The 21,648-nt window shown below is 53.3% G+C and carries 19 protein-coding genes and 2 tRNA genes; 14 read left to right on the top strand and 7 right to left on the bottom strand.

The window, feature by feature from the left end; translation table 11 throughout:
* Positions 1–136: 136 nt before the first annotated feature.
* Positions 137–1,456, top strand: coding sequence for a GGDEF domain-containing phosphodiesterase (locus tag F3F93_RS12750; RefSeq protein ID WP_347239232.1), 1,320 nt, complete (start codon positions 137–139; stop codon positions 1,454–1,456).
* Between the two features lie 194 nt (positions 1,457–1,650).
* On the opposite strand, the gene leuD is transcribed toward F3F93_RS12750, so the two are convergent.
* The gene (gene leuD, locus F3F93_RS08365) at positions 1,651–2,286 is read right to left on the bottom strand and encodes a 3-isopropylmalate dehydratase small subunit (protein WP_176958720.1); all 636 of its coding nucleotides are present in this window, start codon (positions 2,284–2,286) and stop codon (positions 1,651–1,653) included.
* Positions 2,287–2,296: 10 nt separating this feature from the next.
* Positions 2,297–3,700 carry a 3-isopropylmalate dehydratase large subunit gene (gene leuC, locus F3F93_RS08360; RefSeq protein ID WP_176958719.1) on the bottom strand — a complete coding sequence of 468 codons (1,404 nt, stop codon included), beginning with the start codon at positions 3,698–3,700 and terminating at the stop codon, positions 2,297–2,299.
* 134 nt (positions 3,701–3,834) lie between these two features.
* Between leuC and gcvA the strand changes: the two genes are divergently transcribed.
* From gcvA to F3F93_RS08340, 4 genes are read left to right on the top strand one after another with little or no spacing between them, the layout of a single operon-like run.
* A complete protein-coding gene (gene gcvA, locus F3F93_RS08355) occupies positions 3,835–4,710 on the top strand; it encodes a transcriptional regulator GcvA (RefSeq protein ID WP_176958718.1) in 876 nt (291 codons plus the stop codon).
* Positions 4,711–4,769: 59 nt separating this feature from the next.
* Positions 4,770–5,339, top strand: coding sequence for a dCTP deaminase (gene dcd / locus F3F93_RS08350; RefSeq protein WP_100278391.1), 570 nt, complete (start codon positions 4,770–4,772; stop codon positions 5,337–5,339).
* 3 nt (positions 5,340–5,342) lie between these two features.
* Entirely contained in the window at positions 5,343–6,218 is an 876-nt protein-coding gene (gene metF / locus F3F93_RS08345) for a methylenetetrahydrofolate reductase [NAD(P)H] (RefSeq protein ID WP_176958717.1), read from the top strand.
* The gene (locus F3F93_RS08340; RefSeq protein WP_176958716.1) at positions 6,219–7,169 is read left to right on the top strand and encodes a bile acid:sodium symporter family protein; all 951 of its coding nucleotides are present in this window, start codon (positions 6,219–6,221) and stop codon (positions 7,167–7,169) included.
* A gap of 60 nt (positions 7,170–7,229) precedes the next feature.
* Here F3F93_RS08340 and F3F93_RS08335 read toward each other — a convergent pair whose 3' ends face one another.
* The 3 genes from F3F93_RS08335 to F3F93_RS08325 form a co-directional block, all read right to left on the bottom strand.
* Entirely contained in the window at positions 7,230–8,399 is a 1,170-nt protein-coding gene (locus tag F3F93_RS08335; RefSeq protein ID WP_176958715.1) for a citrate synthase, read from the bottom strand.
* A gap of 88 nt (positions 8,400–8,487) precedes the next feature.
* A complete protein-coding gene (locus F3F93_RS08330; protein WP_176958714.1) occupies positions 8,488–9,393 on the bottom strand; it encodes a site-specific tyrosine recombinase XerD in 906 nt (301 codons plus the stop codon).
* A gap of 414 nt (positions 9,394–9,807) precedes the next feature.
* Positions 9,808–9,894 (bottom strand) — tRNA-Leu (locus tag F3F93_RS08325).
* 59 nt (positions 9,895–9,953) lie between these two features.
* On the opposite strand from F3F93_RS08325, the gene rnr reads away from it, so the two are divergent.
* From rnr to F3F93_RS08310, 3 genes are all read left to right on the top strand, one after another.
* Positions 9,954–12,128: a ribonuclease R gene (gene rnr, locus F3F93_RS08320; RefSeq protein ID WP_176958713.1), complete on the top strand. Its 2,175-nt coding sequence runs from the start codon at positions 9,954–9,956 to the stop codon at positions 12,126–12,128.
* A 93-nt stretch (positions 12,129–12,221) separates the two neighbouring features.
* Positions 12,222–12,308, top strand: a tRNA-Leu gene (locus tag F3F93_RS08315).
* A gap of 186 nt (positions 12,309–12,494) precedes the next feature.
* The gene (locus F3F93_RS08310; protein ID WP_176958712.1) at positions 12,495–12,674 is read left to right on the top strand and encodes an N-carbamoyl-L-amino acid amidohydrolase; all 180 of its coding nucleotides are present in this window, start codon (positions 12,495–12,497) and stop codon (positions 12,672–12,674) included.
* A gap of 65 nt (positions 12,675–12,739) precedes the next feature.
* Here the strand turns inward: F3F93_RS08310 and F3F93_RS08305 are convergent, their stop codons facing one another.
* Entirely contained in the window at positions 12,740–14,182 is a 1,443-nt protein-coding gene (locus tag F3F93_RS08305; RefSeq protein ID WP_176958711.1) for an ATPase, read from the bottom strand.
* 301 nt (positions 14,183–14,483) lie between these two features.
* Here F3F93_RS08305 and F3F93_RS08300 point away from each other — a divergent pair, with 301 nt between their 5' ends.
* Complete coding sequence (locus F3F93_RS08300; protein WP_176958587.1) at positions 14,484–14,621, top strand: hypothetical protein; 138 nt, start codon at positions 14,484–14,486, stop codon at positions 14,619–14,621.
* A gap of 61 nt (positions 14,622–14,682) precedes the next feature.
* On the opposite strand, the gene F3F93_RS08295 is transcribed toward F3F93_RS08300, so the two are convergent.
* A complete protein-coding gene (locus F3F93_RS08295; protein ID WP_176958710.1) occupies positions 14,683–15,603 on the bottom strand; it encodes a branched-chain amino acid transaminase in 921 nt (306 codons plus the stop codon).
* Between the two features lie 152 nt (positions 15,604–15,755).
* On the opposite strand from F3F93_RS08295, the gene F3F93_RS08290 reads away from it, so the two are divergent.
* From F3F93_RS08290 to F3F93_RS08270, 5 genes are all read left to right on the top strand, one after another.
* Positions 15,756–16,565 carry an ABC transporter ATP-binding protein gene (locus F3F93_RS08290; RefSeq protein ID WP_176958709.1) on the top strand — a complete coding sequence of 270 codons (810 nt, stop codon included), beginning with the start codon at positions 15,756–15,758 and terminating at the stop codon, positions 16,563–16,565.
* Positions 16,562–17,365, top strand: coding sequence for an MlaE family lipid ABC transporter permease subunit (locus F3F93_RS08285; RefSeq protein ID WP_176958708.1), 804 nt, complete (start codon positions 16,562–16,564; stop codon positions 17,363–17,365). Before F3F93_RS08290 ends, F3F93_RS08285 begins: the two co-directional genes overlap by 4 nt.
* Before the next feature lie 9 nt (positions 17,366–17,374).
* Positions 17,375–17,824 (top strand): outer membrane lipid asymmetry maintenance protein MlaD, encoded by a 450-nt coding sequence (gene mlaD, locus F3F93_RS08280; protein ID WP_241697049.1) that lies wholly within the window; start codon positions 17,375–17,377, stop codon positions 17,822–17,824.
* A 65-nt stretch (positions 17,825–17,889) separates the two neighbouring features.
* A complete protein-coding gene (locus tag F3F93_RS08275; protein ID WP_206675398.1) occupies positions 17,890–18,504 on the top strand; it encodes an ABC transporter substrate-binding protein in 615 nt (204 codons plus the stop codon).
* Between the two features lie 20 nt (positions 18,505–18,524).
* Complete coding sequence (locus tag F3F93_RS08270) at positions 18,525–21,596, top strand: AsmA-like C-terminal domain-containing protein (RefSeq protein ID WP_176958707.1); 3,072 nt, start codon at positions 18,525–18,527, stop codon at positions 21,594–21,596.
* Positions 21,597–21,648 lie beyond the last annotated feature (52 nt).

Raw genomic sequence — 21,648 nt, 5'->3', positions numbered from 1 at the left:
CAACGAACATCATGCACCGACGAGATTTTCTCGAACTGCTAATCGAGAAAGATCCTCCCGGAAAGCCAACATCAGCAGAAACTCATCGGCAAATGACGCTCATCCATGCTTAACCGGACAGCAGTGATGTGCAAAAATAAAGCAGATTAAAAAGCTCGCATTTGTTGACTCTGAAAGTGGCTTTCCTAATCGTAATGCTGTTCTCAGTTTGCTTGATAGCAGAATGACAAGCTTAGAAGAAGGTGATCTGGCTCGAGTTAATGTGTTCAAGGTCGTCTGCGAAAACCTTCAAGAGATCGAGATGGCTTTTGGTGCAACCGTTGGGCTGGATGCCATTAAGTTGTTTGGCGAAAGAATTCGTCGAAATATGCCTCAAGGGGCACACTTAGCTCGAGCGCGAAGATCTGAATTCACAATAGTGACAGACAATCTCAGCAACAAGGAAAAACATGCTTTTCTTAGAAGCCTCACCTCAAGTTTAAAAAACTCTATTCGTACCAATGGGATCAATTTGCATCTGGAGTATAGAATTGGCTACACATCTCTGCATGAAAAAATAGAAGATCCAGATGTCTTTCTTCAGCGGGCTCGAATCGCCTCGCTGTACGCAAGAAAGGATCATGTGAAATTCCGTGAATATAATGTACTCATTGATGAGAACACAAAGGAGTCGCTCTCACTGCTTGGTGAGTTGAGAAAGGCCATTGAGCAGGAGCGTTTGGAACTCTATTATCAGCCAAAGGTTCTGATGAGTGACCATAGTGTTGTCGGTGCTGAAGCTCTGGCTCGTTGGAATCATTCTACTCGTGGCATTATTCCACCTGGGTTGTTTATTCCTCAGGCAGAACAGTGTGATTTGATCGGAGAGATTACAAAATGGGCCTTACAGAATGCTGCGAAGCAACAAACCCAATGGAAAGAACATGAGGCCCATAATCAGCTAAAAGTCGCTGTAAACATTTCAGTTTTTGACTTGGTGAATGAATCATTTCCTGGCTTTGTGAAGAAGATTATTGATCAGCATGAACTGGATCCAAGCAAGTTAGAGCTAGAGCTTACTGAGAGCCAATTGATGGAGAATGTGGATGCGGCAAAGAAAATTCTAAATGAATTAAGTGATGCAAGCATTATCCTTTCAATTGATGATTTTGGAACAGGCTACTCTTCGCTTAAATATCTGGATTTACTACCCATTGATTACATTAAGATTGATCAGGCATTTGTATTTCGATTGATCAAGGACGCGGGGAGCAGGAATATTGTTCAAGCTGCGATAAACCTTTCCCACTCCCTTGGCATAAAAGTAGTCGCTGAGGGAATAGAAGATATAGTCACTTATCGCATGCTCGCTGATATGGGGTGTGATATTGGACAAGGCTACTTTATTAGCCGCCCAGTCCCTGTAAAAGAGTTCGATCAATTTTCTTTTAATATAAACGCACCTAAGAAAGCTTAGATGCATTAGAAGTTGATTAATGATCTTTTTCGCTGGAGGTCACCATTTGAGCTATCCCCTCGTACCAATGGCACCCAGATTTATCCAAAACGGGGAACCATATGAGACTGCAGCTATGTATAAAGCCTGCCAAAACAAAAACGCCCGAAGGTCATATGACCTCCGAGCGCGTTTCAACTTTCAGATTTATTGAATCAGAACAGCCAGGGAGCTGCCTGTTTGCGATCTGCCTCATAGCTGCTGATCGCATCAGAATCCTGCAGGGTCAGACCAATATCATCTAGGCCATTAAGCAGACAGTGCTTGCGGAAGGCATCGATATCAAAACTGAATGACTGCCCAAGTGGTGTACTCACGGTCTGCGCATCAAGATCGACATTCAGTGCATAACCCTCGGCTGCTGCGCACTCTTTAAACAGCTGATCGACAATCGCATCATCGAGCACGATCGGCAGGATGCCATTCTTGAAACAGTTGTTATAAAAGATATCAGCAAAGCTCGGTGCAATCACACAGGTAAAACCGCAATCGAGAATAGCCCACGGGGCATGTTCACGCGATGAACCACAACCGAAGTTCTCACGTGCCAGAAGAATCTGAGCACCCTGATAGCGTGGCTGATTGAGCACAAAATCGGCACGTTTCGGACGATTCGTACAATCCATCTCCGGCTCGCCGCGATCTTCATAGCGCCACTCATCAAACAGGAACGGGCCATAACCGGTACGTTTGATACTTTTGAGGAACTGCTTGGGAATAATCGCATCGGTATCAACATTGGCGCGATCCATCGGAGCAACTAAGCCGTTAAGTGTAGTGAATGGTTGCATCGTAATCTCCTTAAGACCAGTCGCGAATATCGACGAAATGACCGGCTATACCGGCTGCAGCGGCCATGGCAGGGCTGACCAGATGGGTGCGACCACCCATACCCTGACGACCTTCAAAGTTACGGTTGGAGGTAGAGGCACAACGTTCACCCGGCTCCAGGCGGTCGGCATTCATCGCCAGACACATCGAACAGCCCGGCTCACGCCACTCAAATCCCGCTTCGGTAAAGATCAGATCCAGCCCTTCAGCCTCCGCCTGCTGCTTGACCAGACCCGAGCCCGGCACTGCCAGCGCCAGCTTCACATTGGCTGCCACCTTTTTACCCTTCACCACTGCCGCTGCAGCACGGAAATCTTCAATGCGGCCGTTGGTACAGGAGCCGATAAAGACCTTATCAATACTGATCTCTGCAATCGGCGTATTCTCTTTCAAGCCCATATAGGCCAGCGCCCGGCTCCAGCCCTCGCGCTGCACCTCATCTTTGGCAGTGGCCAGATCGGGAATCGATGCAGTTACAGGCAACACCATCTCAGGGCTCGTGCCCCAGCTTACCTGCGGCACAATCTCGGATGCGTTGTAAACAAGCTCGGCATCAAACCGGGCATCGGCATCGGAGTAGAGCTCACGCCACATCGCTTCAGCTTTCTGCCACTCTTCGGCTTTCGGGCTATAAGGCCTGTCTTTCACATAACTGATCGTAGCATCATCAACAGCCACCATGCCGCAACGTGCACCGGCCTCAATGGCCATGTTGCAGAGGCTCATGCGCCCCTCCATCGAGAGCGCCATAATCGCTTCACCGGCAAACTCCAGCGCATAACCTGTACCACCGGCTGTGCCGATTTTACCGATAATAAACAGCGCCACATCCTTACCGGTAATACCGGCTGGCAAGGCTCCGTTGACACTGATACGCATCACCTTCGGCTTCTTCTGAATCAGACACTGGGTGGCCAGCACATGCTCCACTTCGGAGGTGCCGATACCCATCGCAATGGAGCCGAAGGCGCCATGTGTGGAGGTGTGTGAATCACCGCAGACCACGGTCATGCCCGGCAGAATCAACCCCTGCTCCGGCCCCATCACATGCACTACGCCCTGACGGATATCGTTCATGCCGAACTCGGTAATACCGAACTCTTCACAGTTGGCATCCAGCGCCTCTACCTGTGTGCGTGATACAACATCGGTAATACCCAGCGCGCGATCTGTGGTCGGCACATTATGATCGGGTGTCGCTACGGTAGCACTGATCTTCCACGGCTTGCGACCAGCCAGACGCAGCCCCTCAAAGGCCTGCGGACTGGTTACCTCATGTACCAGATGACGATCAATATAGAGCAGCATGGAACCATCATCGTTCTCTTTCACGACGTGCTGCTGCCAGACTTTATCAAACAGTGTTTGACCCATATGCGAACCCCTTGCTTCAACGAAAGACGAATTAACCCCTAACGGAAGAGTAAATCTCAACCGCGAGGCAAGCATAGCGTTGACTAAAAGCTAAACAAAAGGAAATATTCTCTACATGCTGTTGAGTTTTTCTCATGCCTGAAAGAAAACTGCCGTCGCTCAATGCGCTGCGGGCCTTTGCCGTGGTCGGCACACATCTGAACCTCAAGGAGGCTGCTGCCGCCCTGTATGTTACACCTTCTGCCTTAAGTCATCAGATTCGCGGCCTGGAAGAGAGCCTGAACACCAAGCTGTTCATACGCACCAACAGCGGCCTGCAGCTGACCGCTGCTGCCGAGAGCATCCTGCCCGCCATTCAGCAGGCCTTTGATCTGCTTGCCGACAGCGTGACACAACTGCAGCTCAAACCCGAACAGCAGACCCTGACCGTGAGCATGCTCTCCACCTTTGCCATGCGCTGGTTTATCCCCCGTCTCTCAGGCTTTCAGAGGCTGCACCCGAACATCGAGATCCGCATCACCACCTCAATTGAGCCGGTAGATTTCAGACATGAGGATGTCGATTGCGCCATTCGCTCAGGCCACGGCAACTGGCCGGGCCTGCATGTGGACAAGCTGTTCTCGGAGCAACTCACCCCTGTCTGCAGCCCCAAGATCGGGCTGAAAAGTATTGAAGAGCTACAGCAGCAGACGCTGCTGCATGCCAGACTCAGGCCTGACGACTGGCATATCTGGCTGCATTCAGCCGGTGCCGGTGAACTGCGCCCGGCCCATGAGCAGACCTTTGAAACGCGAAACTTCGCGATTCAGGCTGCTATTGACGGCCTCGGCATCGCCATTGTTGATCCGGCACTGGTGAAAGATGAGCTGATTTCAGGACGTCTGCTGCAGCCGTTTGCACAGTCACTGCCAAGTGAGAATGCCTACCATCTGGTCTCGCCCCCCTGGCAACAGCAGAGCACCTCACTGATCCTCTTTCGCGACTGGCTGCTTGCTGAAGCGCGCAAGTGACTGGCTGATTCGGATGACTCTCGCTATCCTGCGGGACTCAATGTTTTTGGAGGGGTGCAATGTCCATCAAATCGGATAAGTGGATTCGCCGTATGGCGCAGGAACACGGCATGATTGAGCCGTTTGTCGACGGTCAGGTTAAACGCAATGAGAGTGGTGAAGGCATCGTATCCTACGGCCTCTCCTCCTACGGCTATGACGTACGCTGCTCTGACGAGTTCAAGATATTCACCAACATCAACTCGGCCATTGTTGATCCGAAGAACTTCGATGCCAACAGCTTTGTCGATGTGAAATCAGACGTCTGCATCATCCCGCCCAACTCCTTCGCACTGGCGCGCACCATGGAGTACATGCGTATTCCGCGCTCTGTACTGACCATCTGTCTGGGCAAATCGACCTATGCCCGTTGCGGCATTATCGTCAACGTCACCCCGCTTGAGCCTGAGTGGGAGGGCCATGTCACCCTTGAGTTCTCCAACACCACACCACTGCCAGCCAAGATCTATGCCGGAGAGGGTGTCGCACAGTTCCTCTTCCTGGAGTCGGACGAAGAGTGTGAAACCTCATACAAGGATAAAGCCGGCAAATATCAGGGACAGACGGGCGTGACCGTACCAAGGTTATAATTTATGAAACTTTCCGAAATCCTCGGCACCGCCACCAAACCACTCTTCTCATGTGAGTTCTTCCCGCCCAAAACCGACAAGGGTGAAGAGAACCTCTGGAACTGCCTGCGCGAATTGCAGTCGATCAATCCTGCCTACGCATCGGTCACCTATGGTGCCGGTGGCACAACCCAGGATCGCACCAAAGGCATTGTCACCCGCATCAAGGATGAGACAGGCCTCTCACCTGTGGCCCACCTGACCTGTGTGGGGGCCTCCCGGGATCAACTGGCAGAACTGCTTGCCGATTACCGCGCGGCAGGCATCCAGAACATCCTGGCCCTCAGAGGTGATGCCCCGGAGGGGATGGATCGTTTTCAGGCCACCGAAGGCGGTTTTAGTCACGCCACCGATCTGATTGCATTCCTGCGCGAACAGGGTGACTTCTCTATCGCCTGCGCTACCTATCCCGAGGGACACCCGGAATCGACAGGCGGTGTAGCTGATGATATCCGCTATCTTAAAATGAAACAGGATAATGGCGCTGACTGCGCCATTACCCAGTACTTCTTCGACAATGAGGCATTCTTCCGCTTCCGCGACTCATGTGACAAAGCGGGCATCACCATGCCGATCATTCCGGGCATCATGCCGATTGGAAACTTTGATCAGATTGTCCGCTTCTCATCGATGTGCGGGGCAAGCATCCCGGCCTGGCTGCATGAGAAGATGGCGCCAATTCGTGAAGATCTCGATGCTGTTGCCAAACTCGGCATCGAACTGGCCGCCAGCCAGTGTCGCGAACTGCTTGAGCAGGGCGCAGCCGGTCTGCACTTCTACACACTGAATAAATCTGCGGCGACTATTGCCATCCATGGAAAGATCAGAGACTATCTCTAGATGAGTATCTGGCGGGCACTCTCCGAAAAGATGGCTGTTTTCACCGTCATCTTCGCGGTTGTCGCCTACGCCTTCCCTTCCGCATTCCTTATTTTTAAAGATGTTTTCCTCTTCTGCTTTGCCGCCACCATGTTTGCACTCGGCGTGGTCCTCAAACCTGAAGAGGCACAATCTGCGATTGCCAAGCCACTGAGTATCGCACTTGGTGTGGCCATGCAGTTCTGGATTATGCCGATGCTCGGCTTTACCGCCGCCCTGATTGCCACATGGCAGGGGGCATCCCCGGCCATGGCGCTGGGCTTCATCATTGTTGGCTGCGCGCCGGGAGCCATGGCCAGTAATGTTATTGCCTATCTGGCAGGAGGCGCGGTCGCCTTCTCCATCGCCATGACCATGGTCGCTACGATGTTCTCACCAATTCTCACTCCGCTGCTGGTGGATCTGCTTGGCAGCGCTTACATGGAGATCCCCTTCTGGCCGATGATGCAGACCATCCTGCTCTCCGTGGTACTGCCACTGGCATTGGGCATGGCGCTGCGCACCAGGCTCAGCAGCAGCAAGCTCAAGCAGGCAGAGGTCATTGCCCCGGGCATCGCATCGATCGCTATTATCATCATCTGCGGTTATGCCGTAGCCGGCAATCACGAGCAGCTGGCCAATACGCCTGCAATTGTGTTTGTGCTGGTGGTGCTGCTTAATGGACTGGGTTATCTGCTTGGCTGGTTTGCCGGCAAACTGTTCCGCTTTGAGCGCAGCTACCGCATCACCCTGAGCATTGAGATCGGCATGCAGAATGCTGGTCTGGGTGTGGCACTGGCACTGCAGCACTTTGAACCTGAAACCGCCCTGCCGGGCGCACTCTTTGCTGTCTGGTGCATTGTCACAGCCGCAGGCATGACCCGCTGGTTACATAGAAACAGCCACGACGCAGACGTTCCTGCAGCTATCTAAAACAACAAAAAAGGCCGTGACAGCAGCTGCTAACACGGCCTTAATGGAATCAATGCGCGATCAACGCTTGTCGACTGGCGTGTACGGCACTCCGAATTTGCCGGTATAGATCTGCGCCGGGCGATAGATACGGCCATGACCAAGCTGCTCTTTCCAGTGTGCCAGCCAGCCGGATACGCGGGCAATGGCAAAGATCGGAGTAAACAGATCGGTCGGAATACCCAGTTTGCGGTAGACAATGCCTGAATAGAAATCGACATTCGGGCAGACACCCTTGGCACCCAGCGTACTCTCGGAGAGCTTCTCAATTTCACGGGCAATGCGATAGTTGGTATCCACACCGATTTTATCAGTCAGCTGCTTGTAGAGCTTCACCAGCAAGGTGGCGCGGGGATCTCTGGTCTTGTAGACACGATGCCCAAGACCGGCGATCTTCTCCTTGTTCAACAGCTTTTTGTTCAGGTAATCCTCAACATGCTCAACATTACCAATCTCATCAAGCATATTGAGTACATCCTCGTTGGCACCACCATGCAGCGGGCCGGAGAGCGTGCCGATTGCTGCACTGATCGAGGTGTACGGATCAGCATGGGTTGAGGCGGTCACCAGTGTCGAGAAGGTACTGGCATTCATCTCATGCTCGGCATGCACAATAAAGGCCACATCAAGAATGCGTGCCGTCAGAGGATATGGCTCCTCGCCTGTAAGCATGTAATAGAAGTTTGCAGCGTGAGAGAGATCATCCCGTGGCGGGATCGGATCATCACCATGACGCATGCGCGCATGCGCCGCTACCAGTGTCGGCAGCTTGGAGATCAGATTGACGCAGACACTGTCGATCGTCGCCCTGTCCAGTTCGCCAGAGAGATTTGTGGGGAACGGATAGAACATACCAAGGGCTGCAACTGTCGCCTGCAACGAGTCCATCGGATGCGCAGACTCAGGAAAGCACTTCATCATATCACGGATACGGAACTTGATACGACGGTGGTGTTTAAGCGTTTTATCAAACGCGCTCAATTGCTCGGCTGTAGGCAGCTCACCGTAGAGCAGCAGATAGGAGGTCTCTTCAAAGGAGGAGTTCTCAGCCAGCTGTTCGATATCAATCCCTCGATATTCAAGGTAGCCAGCCTTGCCATCCACATAGGAGACAGCCGACTCGGCAGCAGGAATATCTGCCAGCCCCGGTGAGTAACATGAGATCAAATCATCTGTTTTTTTATCTGCCATTTTTTTCACTCCAATACTTTTAAGCTAACCCCTGCCCCGGCAAGAAGCAGCAACCTAACAAATCATGATAATAATTTCCTGCACTCTTTCATCGCCCCTTATGACCCAGCGGATGACTACGATTCACCACATCATGCAGGCGGGCCCGGGTAACATGTGTATAGATCTCGGTGGTGGTCACATGAGCATGGCCCAGCAGCATCTGCACCGCGCGCAGATCAGCCCCGTGATTGAGCAGATGGGTGGCAAAGGCGTGGCGCAGGGTATGCGGTGATGGCAAGGGTGAGATCCCTGCCTGCAGGGCATACTGCTTGATCCGCAGCCAGAAATTCTGCCGCGTCATCGGCTTGCCACCACGTCCGGCAAACAGGTAGGAGCCGGACCTCTCTTTCGGACGCATCGCCAGCCACTGCTGCAACCAGCTCGCCGCCTCTGCTCCAAAGGGTACCAGCCGCTCCTTATCCCCTTTACCAATAACCCGCACCAATCCTGCGGCAAGATCGACATGAGAGAGGCGCAACTCCACCAGTTCGGTCACTCGCAGACCTGTGGCATAGAGTATCTCCAGCATGCAGCGGTCACGCAGCCCGGTTGTGCTATGGATATCGGGCGCATTGATCAGCGCCTCCACGCTCTGCTCACTGATCAGCTTGGGCAGTGGCCTGCTTTTGCGCAGCTTGGGCAGATGGCGAGCCGGATGATCCTCTCTTAAATTCTGATCCTGCAGGTAGCTGTACCAGGTTGAGAGCGCGCTACGACGGCGCTGAATGGTACTCTCCTTCAATCCGGCCCTGCGTAGCGAGGCAAGATAGTCCAGCACTTCCTGCTGATCAGCCGCATCCAGTGCGGTTTTCGCCCCCTGAAAAAAGAGTTCGGCATGCAGAAGATCGGAGCGATAGGACTCGGTGGTCTTTGCAGACCAGCCACGCAGCATCGCCAGCCGCTGCAGATGACCGGTAATCATCTCTTCATTTTTCAGTTGCGGGACAGACATATGCACACCCTAATCCCATCACAGGATACCGTCATCGCAGAAACGCTATGATCGTGTTATAGTTCGCCCTGTTGAGAACAGAGTGAGATCAAGTGCGCTTCAGAACAACAGAATTTTCCTGCTTAAAACCCCCAAGATTTAAGGTTCGATAAATTCATCAGGTCACAGGATCAGCAACCCGTACCTAAAGCACGCTGCATAGCAGACGTGTGAATAACACTTGATAAAAAAGAGTCCGCAGAGGAATCTGCAGCTTATTGAGAATGTGCCGGCGTTCTCTCTATGTTTAGATGAAGCCGGTACAAACAAAAAGGGCCCGCAGATAAATCTGCAGGCCCTTGAGTCAGGTGTCAGGTCTAATAGATAAAAGACCTAACGCGCATCTTAAGTGTTATTAACACTTAAGATGCTTGTTGGTACCGAGGACTGGAGTCGAACCAGCACTTCCGTGAGGAAACTGGCACCTGAAGCCAGCGCGTCTACCAATTCCGCCACCTCGGCTTAGACGTCTCTTACAGCTCAGCTGCGAGAGGCGCGCAATCATAGGATGGAGCAACATCGTGTCAAGAAAGAAAAACAGTTCGCTTGAAAGTTTTAAATGGTCAGAGAAATCGACCAAGCGTGGTAGCGAACCACGCAGTAGTGATGAGAGTCGCGGCAATCGCCGCCCGGCCCGCAGTGGCGAAGAGGCTTCTGGCAACAGACGTCCCGCCCGTCGTGGTGAAGAGAGCCGTGGTGATCGGCGCCCGGCACGTAAGGGCGCAGCGGCGAAGAGGCCGTATGGCGACAACAAAGGTGGCCATGCAAAGCATGCAAAAGGGCCGCATAAAGCGCAGCCGATGTGGACAGGCAAAGTTTCCGCCCACCCCGACGGTTTCGGCTTTGTTGATGTAGAGGGGCTTGAGAAAGGGCTCTTTCTGCCGCGCGAAGAGATGCGTGAACTGATGCATGGTGACATCGTCGAGGTGCGCGTTGTACACAGTCGCGGCCGTGAATCTGCCGAACTGGTGCGTATCGTTGAGCATGCACCGACCACCATTGTCGGTCAGTTTATCATTAAAGATAGTATCGGCATCGTGCAGCCCCGCTCACGCAACATGCCGCAGACCATTCTGATTAAACGCAACGATACGGCTGGTGCATCCGATGGCGACTGGGTGCGCGTGAAAATCTCGCGTGGCCCAGGCCACCTCTCCGGAAAAATTCTGGAAACCCTCGGTGAGAATCTCTCACCCTCGGCCCTGATCGATCTGATCGTCGCCGAGCAGCAGCTCTCAGAGAGTTTTCCGCCAGCCGTTACAGCTGAAGCGGAGCGTCTCTCCGATACGGTGAGTAAAGATGACATCAAAGGTCGCAAAGATCTCAGGGAACTGCCGTTTGTTACCATTGATGGTGAAGATGCCCGCGATTTCGATGATGCGATCTGTGTACTGCCTCGCGGCGAAGGCTTTGAAGCCTGGGTTGCCATTGCCGATGTTGCCCAATATGTACTGCCGAAATCGGCACTGGATGAGGAGGCGCTGGCGCGCAGCAACTCGTTCTACTTCCCTGATCGTGTGATTCCGATGCTGCCGGAGAAACTCTCCAACGGTCTCTGCTCACTCAATCCGAAGGTAGCCCGACTGGCAATGACCGTGCGTATGCGCTTTGATGCCAACGGCACCCGCCGCTCTATTCATGTCTATGAGTCAGTGATCCACTCTCAGGCTCGCCTCACCTACGATCAGGCGGCCAGTTGGATTGAAGATAACGACGCCTCAGCCATTGAGAGCGAAACCGCACGCAATATGCTTGATGATGCGACCCGCCTGTTCCGTAAACTCGAACGCAAACGCGCTCAGCGCGGCGCCCTTGATCTCGACATGCCGGAGGTTCGCGCCACCCTTGTAAATAATGTGGTTACCGATCTGAAAGAGAGTTCGCGCAATATCGCCCATCGCCTGATTGAGGAGATGATGCTGGCAGCCAACACCGCCATTGCCGAGTTTATGGAGGTGCGCGAATGCGACCTTCTCTACCGTGTACATGCGCCACCGGAGCGTCAGGCGATTGAAACCCTGAATGAGTTCCTTGCCCCCTTCGGCCTGTTTGTGAACCTGCCCAAGCTTAAATCCGAGGATGCCAATGTGCGTCCGGGTAGTGTGCAACGGGTACTTGAGCAGTCAGAGGGCAAACCTTTTGCGCATGTGCTGCATCGCCTTGTGTTGCGTTCTCTGCAGCGCGCCGAGTATACGCCGAAAAACCAGGGCCACTTCGGCCTGGCTTATAAATCGTATACCCACTTCACCAGCCCGATCCGTCGCTATGCCGATCTGATCGTGCATCGTCGTCTGAAAGCACTGATACGTGGCACCGATCCCAACAAGGTACAGCACAAGAGCACCCTTGAGGCGATCGGCACGCAGACATCTATACAGGAGCGCAAGCAGCAGCGCGCCGAGTGGGATACCCGTGCCATGCTGGCAGCCCTGTTCCATCAGAAGGATGTGGGTAAAACCATGGCTGCACGCATTGCCGGGCTGACCAAACGTCGCATCTTCTTTGAACTGGAGCCAACCATGGCTGAAGGTGGTTTATCAGTGGATGATCTACCGGGTTCATTTGAACTGGATGAGACAGGTCATCAGCTCATCGCCAAACGCGGTGGTGCCTCTTATCACCTTGGTGATCAGCTTGATGTGGTGATCGACAGTGTCGATCCGGTACGAGGTGCGATCAACCTTCGACTGGCTTAACATCTAACGTGGACAGCCTCTGCATTTGCAGGGGCTGATCTGCTGTTGCGCAATCGCCATTCTTAGGCAGGATTCCCGCCGCTTGATTCCAATGCCGGGATGGTGGAACTGGTAGACACAAGGGACTTAAAATCCCTCGGTAGCAATACTGTACGGGTTCGACTCCCGTTCCCGGTACCAACAAGCCTCAGAGAATATTAATAATATTCACTGCGGCGCGTTAGAAGGCTTTTAGCGCGTTAGGAAGAGGCGATTATCGCCTCTATCTTGCCGCTCTCGATATCGCTTATGTCACTTCGAAATGTCGCGTTAAAGGTCCTTTAACACGTTAGAAAATGACGACTCCCTCACCAACAGGATCCAATAATGTTCATCAAAACCGACAAAAAAACCGGCCAAAAAGAGATCATCAGCAGCGAAGAGATGGTCAGCGTATTAGAAGATGATCTGCGTAAATCCGATGATCTTGATGAGGTGCTAACCGAGATCGTGATGGGCGTCTATGAACACAGCAACGCAACCGCCACCTACAAGTATAAATCATAACGTCTCTCACAACGCTCAAACGGAAAATTGGATAAAAGGGCTCGAACCATCATCTGCATGATGAACTACAACTCTACGAAATAGGTCTCCCAGGCAGCGGTGAGACTCGCTTCGGTCAATTCCGGCTGATAGCAGTGGTAGTGTGCATCATCAATGATGTGGTCGATAAGATCGCGTGGATGACAGGCGTTCAAAGATCTTCCTGTGCGGCGATAGAAGCGCTCCATCAGAAAATCGACCATCTCCTTGCGGTACTCAACCTCATTGGATTCGCACACAGCCCGGAAAATCTGTTCGTACTCAGACTCGCTGGGGTGATCAATCTTGATCTTGTAGCGGATGCGGCGCAGAAACGCCTCATCGACCAACTTTTTCGGCTCAAGATTGGTGGAGAAGATCACCAGCTGATCGAATGGAATCTCGAACTTCATACCACTCTGCAGTGAGAGAAAATCAGTATGCCGTTCAAGCGGCACAATCCATCGATTGAGAAGTTCCTGCGGGTCCATCTGCTGGCGGCCAAAATCGTCGATAATGAAAATGCCGTTATTGGCCTTCATCTGCAGCGGTGCCTGATAGAAGCGGGCGATATCATTGAACTCGAGATCAAGCATGCCGAGATCAAGTTCGCCACCGGCCATCACAATTGGCCGCTTGATCTCCAGCCAGCGGGCATCGGGAAGATCGCGTTTGATCAGTTCATTTTCAGCTGCAATCGAAGCTTCCTGATTCACCGCCTGATGGGTCACCGGATCGTAGAGCATGATCACATCATCATCGACCAGCACCGCGTAGGGGATATAGACCAGATCAGGCATCACCCTGGCAATGGTTTCGGCTATTGCTGTTTTACCATTGCCCGGAGGACCGTAGAGAAACAGCGCACGCCCCGAACTGATAGCGGGACCAAGCCTGGTCAGCAGCTCACCGCCAACGATCAGGTGCGAAAAGGCATCCATCACCGCCGACTCTTTGACAAGTATGTTTTTAACCGTCTGCACCTCAATCATGCGGCGATAAGCGTGCAGTGACACAGGGGCAGGCCCGAGATAACGCGAAATACCCATCAACTCCCGGGCACGGGCTTTACCGCGATCAGTGAGAATATAGCGATAGGAGATCCGTCCATACCCCGATGATCCGGATGACCCCTTCACCTCACCCATCAGGTTGCGCTGAATCTCCTCCAGCACCTCATCAATGATCGGGGACGGCAGTTTCACCCGCTCAACCACATCATGCAGCGTAAACTCACCCAGCGCAAAAATATGCTTGGTCACCAGATCGACAATAAAAGGGAGCTTCAGCCCCGTCTCTTCGACCGACTGTGGTGAGCTCGGCTTGCGATGAAAGAGTGAACCGAGTTGATCTTCATTCAAAAAACCGAGCGCAATGAGGTTTGCACCAAGACGCCCGCCATGAAGGCGCTGGCGCTCAAGTGCCTGTTTCAGCTGATCATCGCTGAGCAGATGTTTATCTTTAAGTTGATCGCCAAACAGCTTTTCCATAATACCTCCGCAACAGGCGTGGTCAGAGGAGTGCATATTCCTGAGTTCACGCATCAGCCGTGCGGCATGGTCAACAGATAAGGTGAACTACTACCAGTATAGTCCACTACCCCGCCACTCTCAAACCGGGCAGCAACAAAGACACCTTCTTATTCCCGGCAGAGACCTGACTCAGACTGCATCGTCGCCCCATACCGGAGATAGCCGTATGACCTACACTGGTCTATAACAACGCTTATCAGGAAGAGTAAGAACACAATGGAATGATTGAAGGAGCCCGAAATGGGGGCAAACAGAGAAGATGATGACGGTAGCGGCGATGCATGGAACCGCAATCCCAAAGCGTGGCATGGGTGATTTCGACAAGCCGAACTACCTGCTTGGTCTATTAATTGTGCTATTCGTGGTTGTGGCCGGTGTGGCTATTGCAGCCGCATAAGCAGCAATAAAGAGGCCCGCAGTTTTCTGCGGGCCTCTTGCATGTTACGGGTTAAACAGAATCAGACGTAAGCGAGCCAGTCCTTGTGGGCTTCACTTCTGCCATGCACCACATCGAAGTATTTCTTCTGCAACACTGCGGTGATCGGGCCACGCGAACCACAACCGATGGTACGGCCATCGAGTTCGCGGATCGGGGTAACCTCAGCTGCGGTACCGGTAAAGAAGGCCTCATCAGCAACATAGACTTCATCGCGGGTGATGCGCTTCTCGCGCACTTCATACCCCTCCTCTTTGGCCAGCTGCATGACGGTCTGACGGGTAATACCATCGAGCGCACTGGTCAGCTCCGGCGTGTAGATCACACCGTCGTAAACCATAAAGAAGTTCTCACCACTACCTTCGGCAACAAAACCATCCACATCCAGCAACAGCGCTTCATCATAGCCATCACGCAGTGCATCGGAGAGCGCCAGCATAGAGTTAATATACTGACCATTGGCCTTGGCCTTGCACATGGAGATGTTCACATGATGACGGGTGAATGATGAGGTGCGGATACGGATACCCTTCTCCAGTGCATCCTGACCCAGATAGGCGCCCCAGCTCCAGGCGGCTACAATAACATGTGACTTCAGATTATCAGCGCGCAGCCCCATGCCTTCAGAGCCGTAGAAGACCATCGGACGCAGATAGGCTGAATCGAGATTGTTCTCACGAACCGCTGCCAGCTGTGCCGCATTAATCTCCTCTTTGGAGAAAGGCATATCCATATTCATGATCTTGGCTGAACGGAACAGACGATCAGTGTGTGCCTGCAGACGGAAAATCGCAGTACCCTCTTCGGCGTGATAGGCACGCACACCCTCAAAAACACCCATGCCGTAGTGCAGGGTATGGGTCAGTACATGTACCTTGGCATCGCGCCAATCCACCATCTGACCATCAAACCAGATTAATCCATCACGATCTGCAAAATTCATCTAAACATCCTCATCTTCTATATCAAATCCCCTGCAATCAGGGGGGAACTTTCAAAGCGGCCGTAAATGTAGCGTGTCACTCCAAATGGCGCCATCATTGAACGTGATACAGATCATTTGCCGTAGCCGCAAACAGCCCCTAGCCTGCGCCGATGATTCGTGGTGAGAACTTAAGCAAACGATATGGTGACACAGTTGCGCTGGCTGCAACCGATATCCACATTCAGGCCGCTGCAACGACGGCGATTATGGGTGGTTCCGGTTCAGGCAAAACGACCATGTTGCGCCTGCTCTCAGGCCTGATCAAACCGACAACAGGTCACATCTGGTATGGTGATGAAGACCTATGCGCCATCTCGGACAAACGGCTCTATGCGCTGCGCGAGAGCATGGGCATGCTGTTTCAATACTCTGCCCTGCTGAACTCGCTGAATGTGTACGACAACATTGCCTTCCCACTGCATGAACATACCGATCTTGATGAGTCGGTGATCCGTACCATGGTCTCGATGAAACTGGAGCAGGTTGGCCTGCGCGGCTTTGAACATCTGATGCCCTCCGAGCTCTCCGGCGGCATGGCCAAACGTGTCGCTTTTGCCCGCGCTATCGCCATGGATCCGAAGATTGTATTTTTTGATGAGCCGACCTCAGGTCTCGATCCGATCTCAGCTGGCGTGATTACCACGCTGATTCGCGACACCTCAAAAATGAACCGCATGACCTCAATCGTGGTCACCCATGATGTGGAGGCCGGACTCTCCATTGCCGACCATGTTATTCTCATGTGGCAGGGCAGCATCATCGCCCGAGGTACACCGGATGTGATTCGCAACAGTGATGATGAGCGTGTACGGCAGTTTCTTGAAGGGCGCCCTGACGGGCCGATCCCCTTCTCGCGCAGCACAACCTCTTACGTTGATGATTTAACGCACAGGCCGGGCACAGTGAGGCTGGAAAAATGAGTGATACAACACCGGTAAACCAATCAGGCATGACCACCTTCTTCGGCAGCCTGGGCCGCTATGCCATGCGCGGCATCGAGCAACTGGGTGATGGCACACGTTTAGGCTTCCACGCCCTCTCACTGCTGTTTGTCAAACCGTGGCAAGGTAAGCATTTCATCATTCAGCTCTATGCGCTGGGTGTGGGCTCACTGGCTATTATCATCATCACCGGTGCTTTTACCGGCATGGTACTGGCGCTGCAGGGTTACTACACGCTGGCCAAGTTCGGCTCGGAATCACTGCTCGGCGCCGGTGTCGGCATGTCGATTATTCGTGAACTGGGGCCCGTACTTGGAGCCTTTATGATTATCGGCCGGGCCGGATCCAGCATCACAGCCGAGATCGGTATTATGCGTGTAACCGAGCAGACTGACGCTCTGGAGATGATGGCGGTTAACCCTATGCAGCGCATTATTCTGCCACGCATCATCGCCACCACCATTGCCGTGCCACTGCTGGTTTCGGTATTTGATGTGGTTGGCATCGGTGCCGGCTATATCGTTGGTGTGGAGCTGCTTGGTGTGAATCCCGGTGCCTACATGGCTGAACTGGTCGCCAAGATTGAGATGATCGACCTTAACGGTGGCTGGGTAAAAGCTGTCGTCTTCGGCTTTATGATCGGCACCATCTGCACCTACATGGGCTACCGCGCCCAGCCCACCACTGAAGGTGTCGCCAGGGCAACCACACAGGCTGTGGTGGTCGCATCCGTTGGTGTGCTGATTATGGACTATATTTTAACCTCGTTTTTCCTGTAAGGAGTTGTAATGCAATCGTATAGAAAAGTAGAGATGACTGTTGGTGTATTTGTGTTTCTCGGCCTGCTGGCCATCGCCTGGCTGGCGATCAAGGTAGGACAGGTTGGCGGCATCGGCGCCACCGGCTACACCCTGACCGCCAACTTCGATGATGCAGGCGGTGTGCGCAAAGGCAGTGACATCATGATGGCCGGTGTGATTGTAGGCCGTGTCGATGATGTACACCTGACCAATAACGACCACGCAACCATGATTCTGCGCATCCATGAAGGCATCAAAATTAGCGAGGATGCCTTCGCCTCGGTTCGCACCAAAGGTATTATCGGTGACCGCTATATCCGCATCACCCAGGGTATGGAAGAGGGCGGACTGGAGCCGGGTAGCGAGATTGAGGAGACCGAATCGGCCATCAATATTGAAGATCTGATCAGCAAGTACATTTTCAGCGGCAAGGAGTAATCATTCCTCCTCGCAGGCTGTCGCAGTAACTTTAAACTATGGGTATCACATTTAAGGAGTTTTTCATGATGAAACTGTTTCGCACCACAATAGCCATCCTGTTTGCCGCACTTCTCTCCGTTTCGGCATGGGCAGAAGATACAGGCCCGAAAGCGACCATCGAGGCAACCGTCAATAAAATCATTGAGGTGCTTGAAGCGCGCAACGACACATCCAAACTGACCAGCAAGGATCGCGATGCCATCCGTCAGAGCGTGGAGGGGAAATTTGATTACGCAGCCATGGCCAAGCGCAGTCTTGGCAAACCATGGCTAGAGCTTGACGGCGTGCAGCAGACCCATTTCACCAGTGTCTTCCGCGACCTGCTTGAGCGCTCCTACGGCAACCGTCTGAGTGAGTATAAAGGCCAGAAGGTGGTCTTTGCCGACGCCGAGCTTAAAGGTGACAAAGCACGCGTAGAGTCCACGGTAATCGATGGCACCCGCGAAACTCCGGTGGAGTATCGTATGCATCAGACTGACACCGGCTGGCAGGTCTATGATATCCGCATTGAGGGTACCAGCATGGTACGCACCTTCTATCAGGATTTTAAATCGACACTGGATAACGGCGGATACGATAACCTGCTGAAAACACTCGAAGAGAAAATCGGCAAGCTGAAAGAGAACGATAAGAGCTGATTTTATAAGAGTCTGCTGCCATGTCCGGCACCATCATTAAACGCGCGCTGGCATCATGCTGGCGCGTGTCGCTTTTACTGCTGCTGGGACTTACCCTGCTTGGCAGCTGGCTCTATTGGCAATCACCAACGCTGGACTCCATTCGCCCCACCATTGAAACACACCTGAAAGAGAAGCTCGACCTCAAAGAGATCAAACTGGGGCAACTCTCATGGAGCTGGTCCGGTTTCCTCTGGTTGAAATCAGATCATCTTGACTTCAGCAGCAGCGACGACGCTCTCGCCTTCCACGATGGCGGCGTCGCCGTTCGCATCAATATCTCAGATCTGTTAACCGGCACATTCCTTCCCGATCGCATTCGTTTAAGCGGCGGCACGCTTGATCTCCGGCACACACAGTCAGGCCGCGGCTTTCCTGTCGCTCAGCTGATCCTCGATGATGTACAGCTAAAATGGCGCTACCGGGATGAGTGGTTCGGCACACTCGACCACCTGCAGCTGATGTTCGATGGAGAGCTACGGGAGCTACAGATGGCCTCATCGGCATTCACACTCACTGCCGCCCTCAGTGAGGACATGCTGCCAAAAGAGATAAAGCTGGAGTGCAGTGACCTTGTCTGGCTGCCACTACCGCTTCAGAAATACGTCAACGGCAAAGCCGCTACATCCATACAGTTACAGAGAGAGGGCAGAAGAGTATGGGCCTTTGATGCATCCCTGGCTGCGCAAGAGAAGCTGACCCTGCTGCCTGAGACTATCTATTCGGTTGAGCTCAATCGTGCTGATCTGAAGCTGAAGCTGAAAGCAACGGAGAGTGATACCTTTGCCATTGAATACATCGGACTGGAGCAGATTCTCTGGTCTCTGGAAGAGAGCAGTATCAAGGCTAAAGGCAACTGGAGTGCCGGTCTGCTCTCACTGCAGGCGAACTCTGAAAAGCTCGCCATGCCGATCGTCTGGTCATGGTTAAGGCCACTTGGTGATGAGACATGGCACCACTGGTTAGCGCTGATGAAATCGGGCACAGGCAGCCAGGCCAAAGCAAAAGTAGCACTGGTCTGGGATGACCCGCTGCAGGCGCTGCCAAGCATGGAGAACTGGCAGGCGATGCTGTTTCAGGTCTCTGCTCATGTTGATGGCGCCGATATCGCCCTTGGCCTCTCCGATGATTTCCTCAGCGATGCCACGGCTCAGGTGGATCTCAATCAGGATGGCCTGAATGCAATATTCAGCGATGCACAACTGCCGAAAAACCTCGGTCGCTCCACCGGAGAACTCTATATCCCCTGGCAGACGCTGGAGCTGCACATCGCCGGCAAATCAAACGTTGATGTAGCCTCACTGCTGGCATGGTTCGGACCGGATCAGATTGGCGACTGGAAATGGAACAGCGCAAAAGCCGAGAGCTCTTTCAGCCTGCTCTGGCACCCCAGTGAATCCGAGCCTCGTGAAGCTGCGGCCAAACTGCTGCCGATCGGCACCTGGAATATCGCCATCCATGATACCCCCTTCCAGCTCTCCAGTGGCGTTGCCAACTGGGATCAGGATTCCGGCCTCTCCATCACAGACATGCATTACCGTAACGAGCATGTGAATGGCAGCCTTTCGCTTTCGACCTCCATTGATATACAGAACCGCTGGGAGGTCACCAGACTTGAAGCCCGGTCAAACAGTGATTTCGCCCTGCTGGCGGCACACTTCCAACTGCCCCTCTCTCAGGCTGACGGTACGATCCATAGCACGCTGATCTACGATGGCAGCTGGAGGGGCAGCGCCGACATGACAGCAACCAGCTGGCAGCAGCTGCTCGGTTCCAGCAAAAAAAGCGGCGAGCCCTATGCCATCCACTATAACGGCACGCTTGATCTGCAGCAGAAGGTTCCAACCATCGAATTGACCTCACTGAGCAGTGAAGGTCAGGCACTACTGATCCGCAACAGTAGCGCATCGATCAACCGCAACCTTCTCAAGCTGCAGTTGAATGATCTGCATACCCCCTCCTTCAGTGGCTCACTTGCGATCAATATCCCCTTTGACAGCAAACCATGGGAACTGGTTGCCGATGCGGAATATCTCAACCGCAACGCCTTGCCGGAAGCGCTCGACCATCCGGACAGGATGATCGATAAATCGTGGCTCCTGTCGGCCAACATTGCCAAGTTCGACTGGGATGATGCACGCATGCAGGATGTATTCATCCGTCTTGCTTCCGCCAAGGGCAGCGTCGGGCTGTTCAAGGCAAGGCAGGTTCACACCTCGCAGCTGGATATTACCGGTATTGACGGACGCTTTTCGATGCCCGGTGGTGGCGCCATCGATCTGCGCCGCCTCTCAGCCAGCGTTGAGAAACAGCAGTTGACCATGTCCGCCACCCTGAAACCGGAAAAGGGTGGTGGCATGCGCTGGAGTGGCTTTGCCGAACTGCATGGCGATTTTGGCCACCTGCTCAGACTCGGCAAACTCTCCGAACGTTTCACCCAGGGTGATGGCCATATTCTCTTCTCAGGCAACGGCATCATGCTGCGTGAGCAACCATGGTGGAAGGGGCTTGATGGAAGGCTGCGTCTGCGTGCTGATCATGGCCGCATTCTTGAGGGCGGCGCGCTAACCACCCTGCTTGCAGCCACCAACCTGAGCAAATTCCCGCTGTTGCTACTGGGCCAGCGCGAAGATCTGACCGGACCCGGCACAATGTATGAGCGTTTGCAGATGGAGGCGATCATACAGGGGCAGGATATTCGCGTGCGCAATGTGGCGATGCGCTCGACCGCCTTCGATCTTGCCGGCCAGGGCACGATGAATCTGGAGAAAGCCAGCGTTGATCTCTACATGGTCGTGCAACCGTTACAGAATCTGGATGCCCTGCTGGCCAAAATACCGCTGTTAAGAGACATTCTCGGTGGCAGTTCTCACAGCCTGATCCGGAAAGTTTACCATATGTCCGGCCCCTTCACCGATGCCAAGGTAACCATCGTCAACCCTGAAAAAGCGGGTCTCGCCTCCTCCGGCATCATTGAACACCTGTTAACACTGCCGGATCACTGGTTCAGCCCCGGCCGTGCAGAGTCGACAAGCCCCGATCAGTGGCCTTAAAAGCTTGAACTGTGCGGCTGCTCACTGCTGATGCTTAATCGCTGGCCTATAA

It is taken from the genome of Mariprofundus sp. KV (assembly GCF_013387475.1).
Classification (GTDB): domain Bacteria; phylum Pseudomonadota; class Zetaproteobacteria; order Mariprofundales; family Mariprofundaceae; genus Mariprofundus.
Note: the sequence above shows the minus strand (reverse complement) of the source record. Positions and strands in the feature narration are given on the sequence as shown.